At 71.9% G+C, this 20,358-nt stretch carries 15 protein-coding genes; 3 read left to right on the top strand and 12 right to left on the bottom strand.

Features of this window, described 5'->3' with window-relative positions; genetic code table 11:
- Positions 1-12: 12 nt before the first annotated feature.
- The 3 genes from ACGFIM_RS12930 to ACGFIM_RS12920 are packed head-to-tail and all read right to left on the bottom strand — an operon-like array spanning position 13 to position 3,187.
- Positions 13-864, bottom strand: a complete 852-nt coding sequence (locus ACGFIM_RS12930) for a carbohydrate ABC transporter permease (RefSeq protein ID WP_393199155.1) — start codon at positions 862-864, stop codon at positions 13-15.
- Positions 861-1,871, bottom strand: a complete 1,011-nt coding sequence (locus tag ACGFIM_RS12925) for a carbohydrate ABC transporter permease (RefSeq protein ID WP_393199152.1) — start codon at positions 1,869-1,871, stop codon at positions 861-863. The genes ACGFIM_RS12930 and ACGFIM_RS12925 overlap by 4 nt, the downstream gene beginning before the upstream one ends.
- A gap of 2 nt (positions 1,872-1,873) precedes the next feature.
- A complete protein-coding gene (locus ACGFIM_RS12920) occupies positions 1,874-3,187 on the bottom strand; it encodes a sugar ABC transporter substrate-binding protein (RefSeq protein ID WP_393199149.1) in 1,314 nt (437 codons plus the stop codon).
- A 137-nt stretch (positions 3,188-3,324) separates the two neighbouring features.
- On the opposite strand from ACGFIM_RS12920, the gene ACGFIM_RS12915 reads away from it, so the two are divergent.
- From ACGFIM_RS12915 to ACGFIM_RS12905, 3 genes are all read left to right on the top strand, one after another.
- Complete coding sequence (locus ACGFIM_RS12915; protein ID WP_393199146.1) at positions 3,325-4,473, top strand: ROK family protein; 1,149 nt, start codon at positions 3,325-3,327, stop codon at positions 4,471-4,473.
- A gap of 12 nt (positions 4,474-4,485) precedes the next feature.
- Positions 4,486-5,136: a M15 family metallopeptidase gene (locus ACGFIM_RS12910; protein WP_393199143.1), complete on the top strand. Its 651-nt coding sequence runs from the start codon at positions 4,486-4,488 to the stop codon at positions 5,134-5,136.
- 73 nt (positions 5,137-5,209) lie between these two features.
- Positions 5,210-6,295 (top strand): glutamate--cysteine ligase, encoded by a 1,086-nt coding sequence (locus tag ACGFIM_RS12905; RefSeq protein ID WP_393199140.1) that lies wholly within the window; start codon positions 5,210-5,212, stop codon positions 6,293-6,295.
- 4 nt (positions 6,296-6,299) lie between these two features.
- Here ACGFIM_RS12905 and ACGFIM_RS12900 read toward each other — a convergent pair whose 3' ends face one another.
- The 9 genes from ACGFIM_RS12900 to ACGFIM_RS12860 form a co-directional block, all read right to left on the bottom strand.
- A complete protein-coding gene (locus ACGFIM_RS12900) occupies positions 6,300-7,046 on the bottom strand; it encodes a sulfite exporter TauE/SafE family protein (RefSeq protein ID WP_393199137.1) in 747 nt (248 codons plus the stop codon).
- On the bottom strand, positions 7,043-8,797 hold the full coding sequence (locus tag ACGFIM_RS12895; protein WP_393199742.1) for a gamma-glutamyltransferase family protein: 1,755 nt from the start codon (positions 8,795-8,797) through the stop codon (positions 7,043-7,045). The genes ACGFIM_RS12900 and ACGFIM_RS12895 overlap by 4 nt, the downstream gene beginning before the upstream one ends.
- Positions 8,798-8,850: 53 nt before the next feature.
- A complete protein-coding gene (locus tag ACGFIM_RS12890) occupies positions 8,851-9,819 on the bottom strand; it encodes an ABC transporter ATP-binding protein (RefSeq protein WP_393199134.1) in 969 nt (322 codons plus the stop codon).
- The gene (locus ACGFIM_RS12885; RefSeq protein WP_393199131.1) at positions 9,816-10,781 is read right to left on the bottom strand and encodes an ABC transporter ATP-binding protein; all 966 of its coding nucleotides are present in this window, start codon (positions 10,779-10,781) and stop codon (positions 9,816-9,818) included. The genes ACGFIM_RS12890 and ACGFIM_RS12885 overlap by 4 nt, the downstream gene beginning before the upstream one ends.
- Positions 10,778-11,623 carry an ABC transporter permease gene (locus ACGFIM_RS12880; RefSeq protein ID WP_393199128.1) on the bottom strand — a complete coding sequence of 282 codons (846 nt, stop codon included), beginning with the start codon at positions 11,621-11,623 and terminating at the stop codon, positions 10,778-10,780. The genes ACGFIM_RS12885 and ACGFIM_RS12880 overlap by 4 nt, the downstream gene beginning before the upstream one ends.
- A complete protein-coding gene (locus ACGFIM_RS12875) occupies positions 11,616-12,575 on the bottom strand; it encodes an ABC transporter permease (RefSeq protein ID WP_393199125.1) in 960 nt (319 codons plus the stop codon). The genes ACGFIM_RS12880 and ACGFIM_RS12875 overlap by 8 nt, the downstream gene beginning before the upstream one ends.
- On the bottom strand, positions 12,575-14,194 hold the full coding sequence (locus tag ACGFIM_RS12870) for an ABC transporter substrate-binding protein (protein ID WP_393199122.1): 1,620 nt from the start codon (positions 14,192-14,194) through the stop codon (positions 12,575-12,577). The genes ACGFIM_RS12875 and ACGFIM_RS12870 overlap by 1 nt, the downstream gene beginning before the upstream one ends.
- A gap of 90 nt (positions 14,195-14,284) precedes the next feature.
- A complete protein-coding gene (locus ACGFIM_RS12865) occupies positions 14,285-14,980 on the bottom strand; it encodes a GntR family transcriptional regulator (RefSeq protein ID WP_393199119.1) in 696 nt (231 codons plus the stop codon).
- 521 nt (positions 14,981-15,501) lie between these two features.
- Entirely contained in the window at positions 15,502-20,346 is a 4,845-nt protein-coding gene (locus tag ACGFIM_RS12860) for a DEAD/DEAH box helicase (RefSeq protein ID WP_393199116.1), read from the bottom strand.
- Positions 20,347-20,358 lie beyond the last annotated feature (12 nt).

The raw sequence follows: 20,358 nt of genomic DNA, 5'->3' as shown, positions 1-20,358 counted from the left end.
TACGGTGTCGTGTCAGCCCTTGACGGCCCCGGCGACCAGCCCGGAGACCATGCGGCGCTGCACGAGCAGGAAGAAGATGACGACCGGCAGCGTCATGAGGGTCGAGCCGGCCATGATGGCGCCCCAGTCGACGCCCTTCTGACCGAAGTAGTACTGCAGGGCGACCGGCATCGTGTATCCCTCGGACCCCGACATCAGGTAGAGGGCGAAGACCAGGTCGTTCCATGCGGTGATGAACGAGAAGATGCTGGTGGCCACCAGGCCGGGCGCGACCAGGGGGAAGACCACCCGCCAGAACGCCGTCATGCGTCCCGCGCCGTCGATCCAGGCCGCCTCCTCCAGCGACGTGGGCACGGCGGCGACGAACGTGCGCAGCATCCACACGCCGAACGGCAGCGTCAGCGCGACCTGGGTGACGATGAGGCCGAGCAGCTGGTCGCCGAGCCCGACCCGCTTGACCATCATGTAGAGCGGGATGAGCAGGCCCTCGGCGGGCAGCATCTGCACGACAAGCAGCGTCACGAGGAACAGGCTGCGGCCCTTGAAGCGGAAGCGGGCGATCGCGGTGGCCGACAGCAGCGCGAAGGCCGAGCCGATGAGCACGGTGCCGAGCGCCACGATCGCGCTGTTGCGCATGTAGAGCCAGATGGAGTTGTTCGCGACGCCCTCGGTCAGCACCCGCTCGAAGTGCTCGAAGGTGAAGTGCGTCGGGAACGGGATGAACTCCGTCGTGAAGATCTGGTCGTCCTCCTTGAAGCCGGTGGAGACCATCCAGTAGACGGGGAAGACCGCGTACAGGAAGACGAGGATGCCTGCCGCGTTCAGCAGGACCTTGCCGAGCCTCTTGCGGGCGAGGGGGGTCACATCTCCTCCTGCTTCACGATCTGCCTGACGTACACGACGGTGACGATGAGCAGGATGATCGTCAGCACCACCGAGATGGCCGCGCCGGTGCCCAGCTTCTGCGGGGGACGGAACGCCTCGGCGACCGCGTACATGGACAGGTTGAAGCCATCACGGTTGGTCGGCCCGTTCATCAGCACGTAGAGCTGGCTGAAGACCTTGAAGTCCCAGATGATCGACAGGACCGTCAGGACCGCGAAGACCGGCTTCAGCATCGGCAGCGTGATCTTCCTGAACGTGTGCCACGCGCCCGAGCCGTCCACCCTGGCGGCCTCGTACAGCTCATGAGGGATGCCCTTGAGACCGGCCAGCACCGAGACGGCGATGAACGGGAAGCCGGCCCACACCACGCAGACCACCAGCGCGATGTAGAGGGGGACGGTGTCGTTGAGCCAGGGGGTGCCGGTCCAGCTCGACTGGCCGTCCGGCGGCGCGGCGAGCCAGTCGGGCAGCAGGTCCAGCGCCCAGTTGACGATGCCGGACTCGGCGTCGAACAGCGAGCGCCACACGACGCCCTGCGCGACGGGCGGCACCGCCCAGGCGAACATGCAGCCGATGACCACGAACAGCGACATCTTCTTGCCGAGCCGGTTCAGCAGCACGCCGACCGCCGTGCCGACGATGAGCGTCATGCTGACCGCGACGGCCGCGAAGACGACGGTGTTGCGCAGGGCCGACCAGAAGATGTCGTTGCTCAGGATCTTCTCGAAGTTCTCCAGCCCTACCCACTCGGCGGGCCTGCTGCCCCTGATCTGCGCCAGGCCGACCTTCTGGAAGGCCATGACGCCGAGCTGGACCATCGGGTAGAGCAGCAGCCCCGCGATGACCAGCAGGCCGGGGACGAGCAGGAGGTACGGGATGCTCCAGACCGGCAGCCCTGCGGCGCGCGGAGCCCGATCGCTCTTCTTCCGGCGGCCCGGGGCGGGGGAGGACTCCGTGCCCCGGGCGACCGTCGTCGTGTCGGCCATCGTTACTGGTTCAGGATCTCTTCGAGTTCCTTGTTGGCGTCGGCCAGGGCCGTGGCGGCGTCCTTCTTGCCTTCGATGACGTCGCGCGCCGCGTTCTGCAGTACGGCCTTGGTGGCGTCGGCCTCCGACCAGTTGGGGTCGGCGGGGAACGCCCTGGCGTTGGCGAAGGCCTCGGCGAAGGCGCCCTGCGCGGGGTCCTCCTTCAGCTGGGCCAGGGTGTCGGGATAGACCGGCAGCAGGCCGCCCTCCTTGGCGTAGCGGTCGGCCCAGGTCTTGCTGGTGGCCAGCTTGACGTACTCCTTGGCCAGCTCGGCCTGCTGGGTGCCGCCCCAGACCGCGAGGTCGTTGCCGCCGAAGAACGACGGGGCCGGGCCGCCCTTCTTGGACGGCAGCGGGAAGAAGCCGAGCTTGTCGCCCTTCAGCTTGCCCTTGGAGTCCTCCTCGATGCCGGGCAGGTCCCAGGCGGCGGTGAGGTACATCGCGACCTTGTTGTTGGCGAAGCGCTTGCGGATGTCCACCGTGTTCAGCGTCAGGTTGGCCTTGCTGGACAGGCCGTCGGTGACGAGGCCGGTGTAGGTGGCGAAGCCCGCGGCGAAGCCGGGCTCGGTGAGCTTGCCGACCCACTTGTCGCCCTCCTTGACGGCGTACTCGCCGCCCTCGGACCAGGCGAACGCGGCCAGCAGGTGGTTGGCGTCGGAGCCGCCGTTGAAGGCGAAGCCGTCCACGCCGTCGCCCTTCTCCTTCTGGATCTTCTTGGCGGCGGCGACGAGCTCGTCCCAGGTCTTCGGGATCTCGATCTTGAGCTCGTCGAACCAGTCCTTGCGATAGAGCACCGCGCGGGCGCCGGCGCCCCACGGGATGGCGTAGATCTCGCCGTCCACCGTCTCGTAGCCGTAGAGGTTCTGCGGGATCTGGGCCCTGTCGCCCTCGCGGGCGATGTCGGTGACCGGCTCAAGGGCGTCCTGGCTCTGCCACATGGGGACCTGGTCGTTGCCGATCTCGGTCACGTCCGGGCCGGTGCCGGTGGCGGCGGCGGCGAACTTGTCGGCCACCTGCGGCCAGGGGATCCACTCGAGCTTGACGTCGGCACCGGTCTTGGCCTTGAACTCGGCGTTCAGCTCCTCCATGTACTTCGCCGCGGCGGGGTTGCTGTCGCCGAGGCGCCACACGCTCAACGTCTTGCCCGCGAAGGCGGGGCCCGAGGCGGCGGCGCTGGGTGAGGACGTCGTGGGCTCCTCACTTCCGCCACAGGCGGCCAGGCCCAAAGCCAGCGCGGCCGAGGTGGCCGCCGCGGCTGTGATCTTCGCGATCCTCACAGGGTTCTCCCTTCCCGGGTGCTGGCCAACGGTCCGCACCAGGCTGATCGTCATATGCCGAACGATGGTGCTAAACTAACAAGAAACTTTCTTAAAAGAAACGCTTGTTAGCCGATCGTGACGGAGAGAGGGCGCCGATGGGCAAGGACCCGGGAACACCCCGGTTGCTGCGCCGGCTGAACGACCGCGCGGCGCTCGAACTGCTCCTCGGAGAAGGCCCGCTCACCCGTGCCGAGCTCGGCGAGCGGACCGGCCTGTCCAAGGTAACGGCAGGTCAGCTCCTCGCTCGACTGGAGGAACGAGGCCTGGTCGAGGTGGCGGGGGAGCGGGCGGGCGGCAGGGGCCCGCACGCCGCGCTCTACGCCGTCGTCCCCTCCAGCGCGTACGTCGCCGGCCTCGAAGTGCTGCCCGACAGCCTCACCGTCGGTGTGGCGGACATCACAGGCCGGACGGTGATCGAGATCACCCTCGACCCGGCCGACGGCGGCGACCCGGTCAAGGCCGTGCACGCCGCCGTGCGCCGCGCCTGCGACGCGGCCGAGATCGACCTGTCGCGGCTGCGCTCCTTCGTCATCGGCAGCAGAGGCGTCGTCGATCCGGCCACCGGGGACGTGCGCTGGTCGTACGACCTGCCCTCCTGGCACGTCGGCGTGCTGGCCAGCCTCCGCGAGACGCTCGGCGCGTCCGTCACCATCGAGAACGACGTCAACCTCGTCGCGCTCGCCGAGCACCACTACGGCGCCGCCGCCGGCCACGACGACTTCGTGGTCATCTGGGCCGGCGTCGGCCAGGGCATGGGCGTCATGCTCGGCGGCCGCCTGCACCGGGGCAGCACCGGCGGGGCCGGCGAGATCGGCTGGCTGCCGGTGCCCGGCGAGCCGCTGCCGGCCGAGGTGTCCGATCCGCAGTCCGGCTCCTACCAGCGGCTGGTGGGCCACGCCGCGCTGCGCGAGCTGGCCGAGGAGCACGGCGTCACCGGCAAGACCGTGCCCGACCTGCTGCGCAACGGCAACGACCCCTTCCTCGACGCGGTCGCCGCCCGCATCGCCGTCGGCGCGGCGGCCGTCAGCGTCGTGCTCGACCCCGGCCTCATCGTGCTCAGCGGCGACGTCGGCAGGGCGGGCGGCGAACGATTGGCGGCGAAGGTGCAGGAGGCGGTGGCGCGGCTGTGCCCCACCCCGCCGGCCGTCGTCACCACGCGGGTGGCGGGGAACCCGGTGCTGCGCGGGGCCCTCGTGGCGGCATTGGAGCAGGCCCGGGAGCAGGTGTTCTCCGACACTGTGTGAGAATCACTGCACATGTGGCAGTCCCCGAACGATGTCGTACTCATCTCCGACTCCCGCGTGACCTCGATCCCGGTCAAGGAGAACGGCGAACCCCTGGTCGACGTACGCGGCAGGCTCCGCGTCGACGACCGCCTGGCCGATGACCAGGGCGCCTACGCCCACCTGCGGGCCGGGGTGCTGCAGCGGCTCGAACACGCCGAGAGCCTGCTGCCCGCCGGCTACCACCTGCTCATCGTCGAGGGCTACCGGCCCGTCGCCACCCAGCGCAAGATCTTCGACGACTACCGCGCCACGCTCACCGGCCTGACGCCCGAGGAGTCGTACGTCGCCGCCAGCCGCTACGTCTCCCCGGTCGAGGTCGCCCCGCACACCGCGGGCGCCGCCGTGGACCTCACGCTGTGCGCGCCCGACGGCACCGAGTACGACATGGGCACCCAGGTCAACGACAACCCCGAGCAGAGCGAGGGCGCCTGCTACACCGCCGCGCCCAACATCTCCGACGACGCCCGCGCCCACCGCAAGCTGCTCTCCGCCGCCCTCGAGGCGGCCGGCCTGGTCAACTACCCCACCGAGTGGTGGCACTGGTCGTACGGCGACCGCTACTGGGCGATGACCACCAAGGCCGCCCACGCGCTCTACGGCCCCGTCGAGCTCACGCCCTGACAACCCTGGTTTTCCGGTGGGTGAGGTGGGGGCACACTCCTACGGAGATGTGGACTCCCAGCGAGGTGTGGGCATGATTCCGCTTATCGGGATCGAAGAGGAGTACCTCGTCGTCGATCCCCGCACCCGCCACGTCGCACCCCGGGCGGCCGAGGTCTTAGCCGCCGCAACGGACATGCTCGACGTGGTGCAAGAGATCACCCGTTTCCAGGTGGAGGCGCGCACGCCGCCGTCCGCCGACCTGAACGAGCTCGGCTGGCGGCTGCGCGCCGCGCGCAAGGAAGTGGCGGGCGCGGCCCGCTCATGCGGCCTTGCGGTCGTCGCCAGCGGCATCCCGGTCCTGGGCAACGTGATGCCGCCGCCGCTCACCGACGACGACCGCTACCTGCAGGGTCGCGTCCTTTACCGGGGGCTGCAGGACGAGCTCAGCATCTGCGCCCTGCACGTCCATGTCGACGTGCCCGATCCGGAGCACGCCGTCTACGTCGGCAACCACCTGCGGCCGTGGCTGCCGACGCTCATCGCACTGGCCGCCAACTCGCCGTTCTTCGTGGGCCGCGACACCGGCTACGCGTCCTGGCGAGTGATCAGCTGGGGGCGCTGGCCGGTCTCGGGGGCGCCCCCGTACTTCCCCTCCTACGGGGCGTACGAAGGCGCGCTGGAGGCTCTGGCGAGGTCCGGGGCGCTGCTCGACGCCAAGACCGTCTACTGGGACTCCCGGCCGTCGCCCAGGCTGCCGACCGTGGAGATCAGGGTGGCCGATGTGCCGCTCGACGTGTCCGACAGCCTCACCCTGATCGGGCTCATCCGGGCGCTCGTGGTCACCGCGCTCGGCGCGGTCAGGCAGGGCGACCGGGGGCTGCCGGTGCCCGGCGAGGTGCTGCGCGCCGCGTACTGGCGGGCGGCGCGCTACGGGCTGCAGGGCGAGATCCTCGACGTGCGCGACGGTTCGCTCGTGCCGGCCGCGGTGATGGCCGGGCGGCTCATCGAGCACGTGCGCGCGGCGCTGGCCGAGGCCGGTGACCTGACGTTCGTCCAGGAGGGCCTCGACCGGCTGCTGCGCAGGGGCTCGGGGGCGATGCGGCAGCGCAGGGCGTACGAGCGGGGCAACGATCTGGAAGAAGTGGTGGACGACCTGATCGAGGCCACCGTCGCCTGACCCGTCAGCGCACCGCCAGGGCGATGGCCACGCCCAATCCGAACACGACGACCACGCCGCGCAGCACCGCCGGCGGCATGAGTCTGGCCACGCGGGTGCCGAGGAAGCCGCCCGCGAGGCTGGCCGGCGCGATCACCGCGACCGCCGGCCAGTGGACGGGGCCGAACAGCGAGAACGCGATCACCGAGACCGAGCTGATCACCAGCGACAGCATGGCGCGCACCGCGTTGACCCGGTGCAGGTCGTCGTGCAGGAACATGCCGAGCACGGTCAGCAGCACCACGCCCATGCCGCCGTTGAAGTAGGCGCCGTACAGGCCGCCGACGAACACCCCCGCGTAGACCAGGCGGCTGGTCCTGCCGCCCTCCTCACCGCCGAGATGCTTGCGCAGCCACGGCTGGGCGAGCAGCCCGAGACTGGCGAAGCCCACCAGCCACGGCACCAGCGACTCGAACAGCCGGCCCGGCGTGAGCAGCAGCAGCGCGCTGCCGCCGCACGCCCCCAGCACCGCCGTCACCGACAGGACCGCGGCACGCCGGCGCTGGCCGCGCAGTTCGGCGCGGTAGCCGAGCACGCCGCCCAGATACCCGGGCCAGAGCGCGACCGAGTTGGTCACGGTCGCGGTCAGGCCCGGATACCCCAGCGCGAGCAGCGCAGGGAACGACACGAGCGTGCCGCCGCCGGCCAGCGCGTTGACCACGCCGGCCAGCAGGCCCGCCCCTGCCAGGAAGAGCAGGTCGTGAAGCGTCATCGGCCGACGGCGTAGCCCTGTGCGCCACGCGGGTTGGCGGCGGCCTTGAGCAGGTCGCCGTCACGGGCCACGGCGCTGAGCCGGCCGAGCGACCACGGGCCCTGCGTCTCGACCTCGTGGCCGCGCCGCCGCAGCTCCGCGATGACGGCCGCGTCCAGCCGGTCCTCGGCGTGCATCACGCCGGGGCGGGAGCCGCGCGGGAAGAACGAGCTGGGGAAGTGCTCGCTGTGGAACATGGGGGCGTCGATGGCCTCCTGGAGGTTCAGCCTGCCGTGCACGACCGCCAGGAAGAAGTTGAGGCTCCACTGGTCCTGCTGGTCGCCGCCCGGGGTGCCGAACGCCAGCCACGGCTTGCCGTCCCTGAGCGCGAACGACGGCGACAGCGTCGTGCGGGGCCGGGCCCCGGGCCGCAGCGCGGTCGCCACGCCCTCCTGCAGCCAGAACATCTGCGCCCGCGTGCCGAGGCAGAAGCCGAGCCGCGGGATCGTGGGGGAGCTCTGCAGCCAGCCGCCGCTCGGCGTGGCCGAGACCATGTTGCCCCACCGGTCCACCACGTCCACGTGACAGGTGTCGCCCTTGACCGTGCCGTCGCGCGCGACCGTCGGCTCGCCCACGCCCTGTGGCCTGCGCGAGCCGGACACGCCGGGCGCGCTGCTGAACGTGCCGGGGTCGGGGAAGGCCGGCAGCTTCGGCGTGCGCCCGCCGGGGGAGCCGGGCCGCAGCTCCGTGCTGGCCTGCGCGCCGATCAGCGCCCGCCGCTCGGCGTTGTAGGCCGGGCTCAGCAGGTCGGCCATCGGCACGTCGGTGTCGCCGTACCACGCCTCGCGGTCGGCGAAGGCGAGCTTGGCGGCCTCGATCACGGTGTGCACGTAGTCGGGGCCGAGGAAGTCCATGTCACCGAGCCCCGTGCCCTCCAGCAGGGCGAGCTGCTGCAGGAACACCGGGCCCTGGCCCCACGGGCCGGTCTTGGCGACGGTGTAGCCGTGGTAGTCGAAGGTCAGCGGCTCCTCCACCGACGCCCGCCAGCCCGCGAGGTCGTCGCCGGTCAGCAGGCCGCCGTGCACCTCGCCCGAGCTGTCGCGCCAGGCCGTCTTCGCGCTGAACTCGGCGATCGCCTCCGCGACGAAGCCCTCGTACCAGGCCTTCCTGGCCGCCTCCAGGCGGCCCTCACGGGTGCTCGCCGCCGCCTCGGCCTCCGCGATCAGCCTCCGGTACGTGGCCGCGAGCACCGGGTTGGCCAGCTTCGTGCCCGGCGCGGGAACGTTCCCGCCGGGCAGCCAGGTGGCCGCCGAGGTGTGCCAGTCCTCCTTGAACAGGCTCTCGACCGACGAGATCGTGGCCGCGATGCGCTCCAGCACCGGGACGCCGTTCTCGGCGTAGTGGATCGCCGGGGCCAGCACGTCCGCCAGCTCCCACGTGCCCCAGCGCTCCAGCATCAGCATCCAGCCGCCGAACGCACCGGGCACCGTGGCCGCGAGCAGCCCGGTGCCGGGCACGACGTCCAGGCCCAGCTCGGCGAAGCGCTCGATGGTGGCCGCGGCGGGCGCCACACCCTGCCCGCACACGACCGACACCTTCTGCTCCTCCTCGCTCCACAGCAGGATCGGCACCTCGCCGCCGGGGCCGTTCAGGTGCGGCTCGGCGACCTGCAGCACGAAACCGGCGGCCACCGCCGCGTCGAAGGCGTTGCCACCGCGCTCCAGCACGCTCATGCCGGTGGCGGAGGCCAGCCAGTGCGTGCTGGCGACCATGCCGAAGTCGCCCGACAGCTCGGGCCTGGTGGTGAACAAGAACTCTCTCCTTCTTATCGGGGGGCGGCGGCGTCGGGGACGCGATCCGCCGTAACCAGGTGGCAGGCGGCGGGGTGACCGCTGCCGCGCGGGTCGTTCAGGACGGGTTCGGTGGTACGGCACTCGTCGTACGCCAGCGGGCAGCGCGTGTGGAAGCGGCACCCGGCCGGCGGATCGACCGGGCTCGGCACGTCGCCGCCCAGCACGATCCTGCGCCGCTGCCGCTGCTTGACCGGGTCGGCCACCGGCGCCGCCGACAGCAGTGCCTGCGTGTACGGATGCCGCGGCTGCGCGAAGATCTCCTTCGTCGGCCCCGACTCGACGATCTTGCCGAGGTACATGACGGCGATCCGGTCGGCCAGGAACTCCACCACCGACAGGTCATGGGTGATGAACAGGCACGAGAAGTTCATGTCCCGCTGCAGGTCGGTGATGAGGTTGAGCACCGACGCCTGCACCGACACGTCCAGCGCCGAGACCGGCTCGTCGGCCACCACCAGCTTCGGCTCCAGCACGAGCGCCCTGGCCAGCCCCACCCGCTGCCGCTGGCCGCCGGACAGCTCGTGCGGGTAGCGCCTGCGCATCTCCTGCCGCAGGCCGACCTTCTCCAGCATGGCGGCCACCCGCGCCGCCACCTCGCGCCGATCGCCCACCTTGTGCCGCAGCAGCGGCTCGGCGACGATCTGCTCGATCGTGAAGCGCGGGTTGAGCGAGGAGAACGGGTCCTGGAAGACCATGTGGACGTCCCTGCGCAGCGGCCGCATGGCGCGCCGCGACAGGTGGGTGATGTCCGTGCCGGCCAGCTCGATCTTCCCCGACGTGGGCTCGGTCAGCCGCAGCACGCACTTGCCGACCGTGGACTTGCCGCTGCCCGACTCGCCGACCAGGCCGAGCACCTCGCCCTCGCCGATCTCCAGCGACAGGCCGTCCACGGCGCGTACGGGGCCGTAGTGCTTGACCAGGTTGTCGATGCGCAGGATCACCGGTCACCTCCCGGGTGGTAGCAGGCCGCCAGGTGGCCCTCGGCCTGGCGGGTCAGCGGCGGCCTGGACAGCCGGCAGTCCTCCTGGACGCGCGGGCAGCGGTCGTGGAAGGCGCACTGGTCGGGGTCCGACAGCGGCGAGGGCACCATGCCGGGGATCTCCGCCAGCCGGCCGTTGACCGCGGCCGACGGCAGGGCCTTCATCAGGCCCAGCGTGTACGGATGCCGCGGGTTGGCGAACAGCTCGGTCACCGGGGCCTGCTCGACGGCGCGGCCCGCGTACATGACGACCGCCCTGTCGGCGATGTCGGCCACCACGCCCAGGTCGTGCGTGATGAGGATGATCGCGGTGCCGAGGCGGTCGCGCAGGTCGCGGAAGACGTCGAGCACGCCCGCCTGGATCGTCACGTCGAGCGCCGTGGTCGGCTCGTCGGCGATCAGCACGCGCGGCGAGCAGGCCACCGCGATCGCGATCATCACGCGCTGCCGCATGCCGCCGGAGAGCTGGTGCGGGTACTCCTTCATGCGCCGCTGCGGCGCCGGGATGCCGACCAGCTCCAGCAGCTCGACCGCGCGGGCGGCGGCGGCCTGCCGCGACAGCTTCTCGTGCCGCCGCAGTACCTCGGTGATCTGGTAGCCGACGGTGAACGACGGGTTGAGCGAGGTCATCGGCTCCTGGAAGACGACCGAGACCGTCTTGCCGCGCACCCGGCGCATCTCCGGCTCGGGCAGCGTGGTCAGCTCGCGGCCGTCCAGCTTGATCGAGCCCTTCAGCCGGGTCGTGTCCGGCGGCAGCAGCCGGGGGATCGACATCGCGGTGACCGACTTGCCGCAGCCGGACTCGCCGCACAGCGCCAGGATCTCGCCCTCGTCCAGGGTGAGCGAGATGTCCCTGACCGCCTGGACGAGCCCGTCCTCGGTGGCGAAGTGCACGCTCAGGTCGCTGATCTCCAGCAGGCTCATCGGGCGCTCCTCGGGTCCAGTACGTCACGCAGCCCGTCGCCCAGCAGGTTGAAGCCGAGCGTGGCCAGGGCGATCATCAGGCCGGGCCAGATGGCCAGCCAGGGGGCGTCGCTCAGGTACTGCTGCGCGGTCGTCAGCATCACGCCCCACGACGGGGTCGGCGGCTGCACGCCCAGGCCGAGGAACGACAGCGTCGCCTCGCCGATGATCGCGGCCGGGATCGCCACCGTGGCCTGCACGATGAGCGGGCTGAGGCAGTTCGGCAGCACGTAACGGAAGATGATGTGACCGTCTCCGGCGCCGTCGGCGACGGCCGCGGCCACGTAGTCCATCTCCCTGACCGCCAGCACCTCGCCCCGGGTGATCCGGATGACGGCGGGGAGCTGGGAGAAGCCGAGCGCCAGCACCACGCCCTTGAGCGACGGGCCGATGATGGCGGCCAGGCCCACCGCGAACACCAGGAACGGGAAGGCCAGCGTCACGTCCACCAGCCGCATCACGATCGGGTCCAGCCAGCGCCGGTAGAAGCCGGCCACCAGCCCGATCGGGATGCCGACCGCCATCGCGAGCAGCGTGGACAGCACGCCCGCCTGCAGCGAGACCTGCGCGCCGTGCGCGATCCTCGCGAACGCGTCGCGGCCCAGGTCGTCGGTGCCCATGGGGTGTGCGGGCGACGGCGGGGCCAGCGTGGCCATGTAGTCCTGCGCGGCCGGGTCGCCGGTCACCAGCGGCCCGATCAGCGCCAGCAGCACGAACGCGACCACCAGCACGAGTCCGGCCATCGGCATCGGCCTGCGGCGGAACCGCCGCCACAGCCGCCTGCGGCTCATCACCTCAGTCATGCCCGCCCCCCGACAGCCGGATCCGCGGGTTGAGGAAGGCGTAGGCGATGTCCACCAGGAGGTTGACCAGCACGTAGCCGACGACCGTGACCAGCACGACCGCCTGGATGACGGGGTAGTTCCTGGTCAGCACCGCGTCCACGGTCAGCTTGCCGAAACCCGGGATGACGAAGATCTGCTCGGTCACCACGGCACCGCTGATCAGCGCGCCGAGCTGCAGGCCGAGCACGGTCACCACGGTCGTCAGGCTGTTGCGCAGCGCGTGCGCGCCGACGACCTTGGCCTCCGGCAGGCCCTTGGACCGCGCGGTCCTGACGTAGTCGGCCGACAGCGCGCCCAGCATGGCCGAGCGGGTCTGCCGCATCAGGATCGCCGCGAAGCCCGCGCCGAGCACGAGAGCGGGCAGGATCATGCGCTGCAGGTTCTGCACGGGGTCCTCGGTGAAGGGCACGTACCCGGAGGCGGGCAGCACCCGCCAGGTCACCGCGAACAGCAGGATGCCGAGCAGGCCGAGCCAGAAGTGCGGGACCGACAACCCGGCCAGGCCGAAGGCCGTGGCCAGGTAGTCGGCGAGCTTGCCGCGCCGCACGGCCGCCACGATGCCCGCGCCCACGCCGATCACGATCGCGACCAGCATGGCCAGCACCGACAGCTCCAGCGTGACCGGCAGCCGCTCCAGCAGGATGTCGGCCACCGGGAGCTGGTCCTGCGTCGAACGCCCGAAGTTGCCGCTCAGCGTCTGGCCCAGGTAGTCGAGGTACTGCGCGGGCAGCGGCTTGTCCAGGCCGAACTCGTGCCGGATCGCCTCGATCGCCTCGGGCGACGCCTCCTGGCCCGCCATGACGGTGGCCGGGTCACCGGGCAGCGCCCGTACCCCCAGGAAGATCAGCACGCTCGACACGAAGAGCACGATCACGGCAGAACCGCATCGACGGAGGATGAACCACAGCATCAGGCGGCGAACCCGGCGGTGCGGAAGCGCGGCAGGCCGTCCTTGAAGTACTCCACGCCCGCGACGCTCTTGTGCATGCCCAGGTAGTACAGGTTGTGGTACAGGTACACCACGCCCCGCAGCTCGGCGGCCTTCTTCATGGCGGCGCCGTAGAGCTCGGCCCGCTTGGCCGGGTCGGTCTCGGCGGCCGCCTGCTTGATCGGCTCGTCGATGCCCGGGTCGGACATGCCGGCGTAGTTGTTGCTGCCCTGTGTGGTGATCAGGTTCGTCAGGTTGCCGTCCGGGTCCACCCGGCCCGACCAGCCGCTCAGCAGCACGTCGAACGTGCCGGCCTTGCCCTGCTCCAGCACGCTGACGAACTCGGCCGTCTGCACCTTGACGTCGAAGCCGGCCTCCTTGGTCATCGACTGGATGACCTGCGCGAGGCGCTGGTTGACGGCGTCGTTCGGGGTGGCCATGGTGACCGGGATCGGCGTCGGCACGCCGGAGTCCTGCACGAGCTGCTTGGCCTTGGCGATGTCACGCTTGGGGCAGGCGGGCAGGTCCTTCGGCCGGTACGGGCTGTCGACCGGCACCGGGTAGCAGTCCACCTCGTGCAGCCCGTTGTAGACGGTCTTGTTGATCGCGTCCCGGTCGAGCGCCAGCTCGAACGCCTCGCGAAGCTGCGGGTGCTTGCCCAGCGGCGTGTCCACGGGGCCGGGCTTCGCGGTCGAGCCCTTGACGTTGCCGATGTTGATCTGGAAGCCGTAGTAGCCCAGGCCGCCGCCCGAGACGACGCTCAGGTTGGGGTCGTCCTGCACGCCCTTGACCGTGTTGGTGGCGAGCTGGTCGGCCACCTGCACGTCGCCGGACTTGAGGTTCGCGGCGCGCACGTTGGGGTCGACGATGATTTTGTATACGAGCTTGTCGAGCTTGACCTTGTCGGCGTCGTAGTAGTCGGCCGACTTCTCCAGCACGATCTGGCTGCCCGAGGTCCTGCTCGCGAACTTGAACGGGCCCACGCACACCGGGTTCGCGCCGAAGTTGTCGCCCTCGGAGTCGAGCGCCTTCGGCGACATGATCATGCCGGCGCGGTCGGCCAGCTGCGCGGTCAGCGGCGTGAACGCCTGCGTCAGCGTGAGCTTGATCGTCGTCGGGTCGACCACCGTCACCTTCGACACCGCGGCCAGGTCGGCCTGCCGCGCGGACTTCTCCCACGTGCGGTGGCGGTCGAGCGACTTCTTGACGGCGTCGGCGTCGAACGGCGTGCCGTCGTTGAACTTCACGCCTTCGCGGAGCTTGATCGTCACTTCCTTGCCGCCGTCCGACAGCTCCGGCAGGGCCGCGGCGAGCTGCGGGACGATCGCGGACGAGGCGTCGATGTCGTAGAGCTTCTCGCACATGCTGGCGAAGACCTCGCGGCCCACCAGCGTGGTCGAGGTGCTCGGGTCCAGCGCGTCGGGGTCGGCGTTCAGCGCGATGTTGAGCGTGCCGCCGTCCTTGACCGGCCGGTCGTCGGACGAGGCGCTGGCTATGGAACTCGGTGCCGCGGGGGTGCTGCTCGTCCCGCCTCCACCACAGGCCGTCAGGGCAAGGGGGAGTGTGACGAGCGCCGCGACGACCTTGGGTGACGGTCGCATGGGGCCTCCGGTTGAACGTTTAGGAGACTGTATACAAGGTCTTACGTTTCAACGGTGTTTCGGGACCCTATGTCGTTATCTGAGTGTTTCCTAATCGTTTGGGGTCTTTGCCGTGTTGTCCTGGCCCGGCCGGCGGCCCGCCGCCGCCAGGAACGACCGCCGAGCCGCCGCCACGTGGGCGACCGCGCGGGCCTGCGCCTCGTCCTCGTCGCCCGCCTCGATGGCCTCGCACAGGCTCACGTGCTCCTGCCACGAGTGCGGACCGCGCACCGCGGCCGTCTGGCTGAACACCCACTGCGCACGCTGCAGCATCGGCGTCATCATCAGCGCCAGGTACGAGTTGCCCGCCGCCTCGCCCACCGCCAGGTGGAAAGCGGTGTTCAGGTCCGCCACCTGCTCCAGCCGGCCGCTCTCCACCGCCTCTTTCGCCTGGTCGAGCACCTGCCGCAGCCGGGCCACCGCCTCGGGCGTGCGCTTGCGCGCGGCCAGCCGCGCGGCCAGGCCCTCGATCGCCATGCGCACGTCGAAGAGCTCCTCGCCCTCCTCGGCCGACAGGCGCGCGACCGTGGCGCCGAGCCGGGGGACGACCTCGATGAACCCCTCGGCGGCCAGGACTCTGATGGACTCGCGTACGGGGTTGCGCGAGACGCCGAGCGCGGCGGCCAGCCGGTCCTCGACCAGTCGCTCACCCTGAGCCAGCTCGCCGGAGAGAATGCGGCGGCGAAGCTCTCCGGTGACCTTGTCGCGCAAGGTCCGGTGGGCCGCGCCCAGCGTCAGATCAGTCATAGGGGAACTTATCGTATACAACGGACAGGCTCGCTTGACCCGGTCTCACCGGCGCTCGGTCGCCTTCGCACCGCCTGGCATCGCTCTGTGACGCTCAGGGTCGCCTTCGCGTCACCTGGCGCGCCCCGCGACGCTCGCCGATGGCACCCTCCCGGCCGGCCGGGAGGAGGCGTCCTTCGGCCGGTCCGCCGGTAGCAGCCGGGCCGGCCGGAAGGCCTTCGGTCGGCCCGCGGGTGGCGGCCCGGCCGGCCGGAAGCCTTCGGTCGGCTCGCGGGTGGCCCGGCCGGTCGGAAAGCCAGACGGGTGCGCCCCGCGAGCGATCCGCCCTCACCGCTCAGCGCCATGAGCCCGAGATCACGCAAGTCCCATCATCTACCACTTTCGCCGCTCGTCCCTCTACGCGGCCCCGGCCCGTCGCGACGAACCACCCGCAGGCCCCGGGCCGCAGTAGCCCTCCCACCTCGCTGTATACGACGCCCGGAGCCTCGACGCCGGCCACCGGGCGACCCCGTCGCTCGGCGTCAGGCGCGGAGGCGGAGACCGCGGGGGGTCGGGTGGAAGCCGGCCTCCTCCAGGGCGGCCGCGAGCGGAGAGTCGACGATGCTCGCCCCGTCGGCGCGTTCGACGGTCAGCTTGCCCAGCGCCCCGTCGCGTACGGCGAGAGCCAGCGCGTCGACCGCGGGCCGCAGCCGCTCACCGTCGGTGAACGACAGCAGCGTCTTGCCGCCGCGCTCGACGTACAGCACCAGGTGACCGTCCACGAGCACGACCAGCGCCCCGGCCTTCCTGCCCGGCTTGTGCGAGACCTCGCCGGGATGCGGCGGCCAGGGGAGCGCGGCGCCGTACGGGTTGGCGGGGTCGGCGGCGGCCAGCACCACGGCCCGTCGCCCGCGCCCGTCACCGCCGCCGGCTCGCCCCTCCGGCGAGCCCGCACCCGGCCACCCCGCACCCGGCCACCCCGCACCGGGCGAGCCCGCACCCGGCCACCCCGCACGAGGTGCCCCCGCGCCAGGCGCCCCCGCATCAGGTGCCCCCGCATCAGAGGACAGGGCGCGCATCCGGTCCACCGCCCCCGGCAGCGCGAACTGGGCGCCCCCGAGCCCCTCGACGAAGTAGCCGCGCCGGCACCGCCCGCTCTCCTCGTACGCCCGCAACACCTGGTAGACGGGCGTGAACCCGCCGGGCAGCCGTTCGGAGGTCACCGCCCCGCGTGTCACCACGCCGTGCCGTTCGAGCAGGACCTCGGCCTGCGCGTGCGCCCGCTGGGTGGCGTCGGCGGCGGGCGGCGGCAGCAGCCACCACCGCCCCGCCGCGGTCGGCGGCCCGCTCCTGCTCGGCAGCACGGCCCTGCGCCGCCGCGTGGTGGCGGGCCGGTGCGCGGGCCGCCCGGTGCCGAGCGTGGCGCGTAGCGGCGCGAGCGTGTCGCCCGAGACGCGCCCGGCCCACACGAGATCCCACAGCGCCGACACCAGCGCGCCGTCGTCGAGCGAGCCGAGCCGGTCGGAGAGGTCGCGGAAGAACAGCGCACCGCCGCCGCCCAGCAGCTCCAGGATCCGCTCGTGGAGCGGCGTCATCGTGATCTCGGCGGGCTCGGGCATCAGCAGCGGCGCGGTGTCGGCGAAGTAGAGCGACACCCAGCCGTCGCCGCCCGGCAGCGACCCCTGGCCGGCCCACACGACGTCGCCCGACGAGGTCAGCTCGTCGAGCAGCGCCGGATGGTAGCCGGGCACCCGCGACGGCAGCACCAGCGTCTCCAGCGCGGAGGCGGGGACGGCGGCTCCCTGGAGTTGTTCGATGGAGCGTACGAGCGCGTCCATGGCACGGGCCGAGCCGATGGCGCCGGGCGCGGTCTCGGCGGCGGTGATGCCGTGCCAGGCGGGCAGGAACCGGGCGAGCGTCTCCGGCGCGACCGGCTCGACCTCCTTGCGCAGCCGGGCCAGCGACCTGCGGCGCAGCATCCGCAGCACACCGGCGTCGCACCACTCCTCCCCCCGCCCGCCGGGCCGGAACTCCCCGCTCACGACCCGCCCCGACGCCGCGAGCCGCCGCAGCGCGTCGGTCACCACGGCCACGCCGAGACCGAACCTCGCCGCCGCCGTTGAGGCGTGGAAGGGCCCGCGCGTGCGGGCGTGCCTGGCCAGCAGGTCGGCCAGCGGGTCGGCCACCGGCTCGAGGAACGCGTGCGGCACCCCGACCGGCGGCGGAACGCCGAGCGCGTCGCGCATGCGGGCGGTGTCCTCGATGGCCGCCCACTGCTCCTCGCCGGCGATGCGCACCCGGATCGCCCGCCTGGCGCGTTCGAGCTCCTCCAGCCAGGCCGGATCGCCGCCGCGCACGCTCACGTCGGGCGCGAGCAGCGGGCCGTGCGAGCGCAGCAGGTCGGCGAGGTCCTCGACGTCGCGCAGCGGCCGGTCGAGCCTGGCCAGCTCGCGTTCGGTGTCGGAGATGACGTCGGGGTCGAGCAGCTCGCGCAGGTCGGCCTGGCCCAGCAGCTCCGCGAGCAACGTGGTGTCGAGCGCCAGGGCCTGCGCGCGGCGTTCGGCGAGCGGCGCGTCGCCCTCGTACATGAACGCGCCGATGTAGTGGAACAGCAGCGAGGTGGCGAACGGCGAGGCCTGCGAGGTCTCCACCTCCACCACCCGCACCCGGCGGGCGGCGATGTCGCGCATGAGCTGCACCAGCCCCGGCACGTCGAAGACGTCCTGAAGGCACTCGCGCATGGTCTCCAGCACGATCGGGAACGACGCGTACTTCGAGGCCACGCCCAGCAGATGCGCGGCCCGCTGCCGCTGCTGCCACAGCGGGCTGCGCCTGCCCGGCGTGCGGCGCGGCAGCAGCAGCGCCCGGCCCGCGCACTCCCTGAACCGGGAGGCGAACAGCGCCGAGCCGCCCAGCTCCTCGGTGACGATCTGCTCGATCTCCTCGGGGTCGAACGCCGCCACGTCGGTCGGCGGCTCGGCCAGCGTGTCGGGGATGCGCAGCACGATGCCGTCGTCGGAGTGGACGGCCTGCACGTCGATGCCGTAACGCTCGCGCAGCCGCCGGTTGATCGCCAGCGCCCACGGGGCGTGCACCCGCGCCCCATAAGGGGAGTGGATCACCACCCGCCAGTCGCCCAGCTCGTCGTGGAAGCGCTCGACCAGCAGCGTGCGGTCGTCGGGGACGTAACCGGTGGCCTCGCGCTGCTCGCGGAGGTAGGCGAGCAGGTTGACCGCGGCGTACTCGTCGAGCCCGGCCGCGCGCAGGCGTTCCGTCGAGCCGTCCTTCGCCTGCTCGCGCAGGAACTCCCCGATCGCCCGGCCCAGCTCGGCGGGACGCCCCGGCGCGTCGCCGTGCCAGAACGGCAGCTTGCCCGGCTGGCCCGGCGCGGGCGAGACCAGCACCCGGTCGGCGGTGATGTCCTCGATGCGCCACGAGGTCGCGCCCAGCACGAACACGTCGCCGACCCGCGACTCGTAGACCATCTCCTCGTCCAGCTCGCCCACCCGGGAGCCGCGCTCGCCCACCAGGAACACGCCGAACAGGCCGCGGTCGGGGATCGTGCCGCCGTTGGTGACCGCGAGGCGCTGCGCACCGGGACGGCCCTGGAGCGTGCCCGTGACGCGGTCCCACACGATGCGCGGGCGCAGCTCGGCGAACTCCTCGCTCGGATAGCGCCCCGCCAGCATGTCGAGCGTGGCCTCGAGCGCGCTCCTCGGCAGCGTCGCGTAGGGGGCGGCCCGCTTGACCACCCGCTCCAGCTCGTCCACCGTCCACTCGTCGAGCGCGGTCATCGCCACGATCTGCTGCGCCAGCACGTCGAGCGGATTGCGCGGGTAGCGCAGCTCCTCGATGAGGCCGTTCTTCATGCGCTCGGCGACCACCGCCGTCTGCACCAGATCGCCGCGGTACTTCGGGAAGATCACGCCTCTGGACACCGCGCCCACCTGGTGCCCGGCCCGCCCGATGCGCTGCAGGCCGCTGGCCACGCTCGGCGGCGCCTCCACGCACGCCACCAGGTCCACCGAGCCCATGTCGATGCCCAGCTCCAGGCTGGACGTGGCGACCACGGCGGGCAGCCGGCCCGACTTCAGCGCCTCCTCGATCTGCGCGCGCTCCTCCTTGGAGACCGAGCCGTGATGCGCGCGTACGATCTCCGGCACCGCGCCCTTGCTCGCCCCGGCCTGCGCCATCAGGTCGGCGGGCATGCGCTTGCCCGGCCCGGCAGCCGCCGGACCCCTCACCGGCTCCGCCGAGCTTTCGCCCGGCTGCGCCGAGGCCTCGTCCGGGCTTGCCGGGGTTTTGCCCGGGTCCGCTGAGGTCTTCTCCGGCCCTGCCGAGGTTACGTCCGGCCCCGCCGAGGTCTCCTCCGGCCCCGCCGGGGTCTCCCAGATCGACAGGTCCACGGTCTCGGGGCCGTTCTCGCGCTCGTACGCCAGCTCGTTGAGCCGCGTGCACAGCCGCTCGGCCAGCCGCCGCGAGTTGGCGAACACGATGGTGGAGCCGTGGGACTCGATCAGGTCGAACAACCGGTCCTCGACGTGGGGCCAGATCGACCGGTTGCCCGGCTCGGGGGCGAACTCCTCGCCCTCCACCTGGCTCCTCGGCCGCGTCTCCATCTCCGTCATGTCCTCGACCGGGACGACGACCTCGACCTCGATGCGCTTGTCGGCGGGCGGCTGCACCACGGTGGCCGGGCGCGTGCCGCCGAGGAACGTCGCCACCTCGCTCACCGGGCGTACCGTCGCCGACAGCCCCACCCGCTGCGCCGGCTTGTCGAGCAGCGCGTCGAGCCGCTCCAGCGTCAGCGCCAGATGCGCGCCGCGCTTGGTGCCCGCCACCGCGTGCACCTCGTCGACGATCACGGTCTCCACGCCGCGCAACGCCTCCCGAGCCTGGCTCGTGAGCAGCAGGAACAGCGACTCCGGCGTGGTGATGAGGATGTCGGACGGCTTCGCCGCGAACCGCCTGCGCTCCTCCGCGGGGGTGTCACCCGAGCGGATCGCCACCGAGATCTCCGGCACCGGCAGGCCGAGCCGCCGCGCCGTCTGCTTCAGCCCGGCCAGCGGGGCGCGCAGGTTGCGCTCGACGTCGACGGCCAGCGCCTTGAGCGGCGAGACGTAGACGACCCGCGTGCCCGCCCGCTTCTCGGCACCCTCAGGCGCTTCGCCGGAGGAACGCGCCGCTTCGAGGTCGCGCGCGGCGAGCCGGTCGAGCGACCACAGGAACGCCGCCAGCGTCTTCCCCGACCCCGTGGGCGCCACGACGAGCGTGTTGTCGCCACGCGAGATCGACTCCCACGCCCCCTCCTGCGCGGCCGTGGGGGCTTGGAAGGCTCCGGTGAACCATTCCCTGGTCACCTGGCTGAACTGGGCTAGCGAGCTCACCTGCCCATACTG

The organism is Nonomuraea sp. NPDC049309 (assembly GCF_043196965.1).
Lineage (GTDB): Bacteria > Actinomycetota > Actinomycetes > Streptosporangiales > Streptosporangiaceae > Nonomuraea > Nonomuraea fastidiosa.
The sequence above is the reverse complement of the archived record's forward strand: the minus strand, read 5'-3'. Positions and strand labels throughout refer to the sequence as shown.

What these genes read in the sequence shown, in the direction of transcription:
- ACGFIM_RS12900 (WP_393199137.1), bottom strand. Translation starts at nt 7,046, where the DNA reads ATGACGCTTCACGACCTGCTCTTCCTGGCAGGGGCGGGCCTGCTGGCC.
- ACGFIM_RS12910 (WP_393199143.1), top strand. Translation starts at nt 4,486, where the DNA reads ATGTGGCAGTCCCCGAACGATGTCGTACTCATCTCCGACTCCCGCGTG.
- ACGFIM_RS12895 (WP_393199742.1), bottom strand. Translation starts at nt 8,797, where the DNA reads ATGGTCGCCAGCACGCACTGGCTGGCCTCCGCCACCGGCATGAGCGTG.
- ACGFIM_RS12870 (WP_393199122.1), bottom strand. Translation starts at nt 14,194, where the DNA reads ATGCGACCGTCACCCAAGGTCGTCGCGGCGCTCGTCACACTCCCCCTT.
- ACGFIM_RS12880 (WP_393199128.1), bottom strand. Translation starts at nt 11,623, where the DNA reads ATGACTGAGGTGATGAGCCGCAGGCGGCTGTGGCGGCGGTTCCGCCGC.
- ACGFIM_RS12885 (WP_393199131.1), bottom strand. Translation starts at nt 10,781, where the DNA reads ATGAGCCTGCTGGAGATCAGCGACCTGAGCGTGCACTTCGCCACCGAG.
- ACGFIM_RS12925 (WP_393199152.1), bottom strand. Translation starts at nt 1,871, where the DNA reads ATGGCCGACACGACGACGGTCGCCCGGGGCACGGAGTCCTCCCCCGCC.
- ACGFIM_RS12875 (WP_393199125.1), bottom strand. Translation starts at nt 12,575, where the DNA reads ATGCTGTGGTTCATCCTCCGTCGATGCGGTTCTGCCGTGATCGTGCTC.
- ACGFIM_RS12905 (WP_393199140.1), top strand. Translation starts at nt 5,210, where the DNA reads ATGATTCCGCTTATCGGGATCGAAGAGGAGTACCTCGTCGTCGATCCC.
- ACGFIM_RS12865 (WP_393199119.1), bottom strand. Translation starts at nt 14,980, where the DNA reads ATGACTGATCTGACGCTGGGCGCGGCCCACCGGACCTTGCGCGACAAG.
- ACGFIM_RS12915 (WP_393199146.1), top strand. Translation starts at nt 3,325, where the DNA reads ATGGGCAAGGACCCGGGAACACCCCGGTTGCTGCGCCGGCTGAACGAC.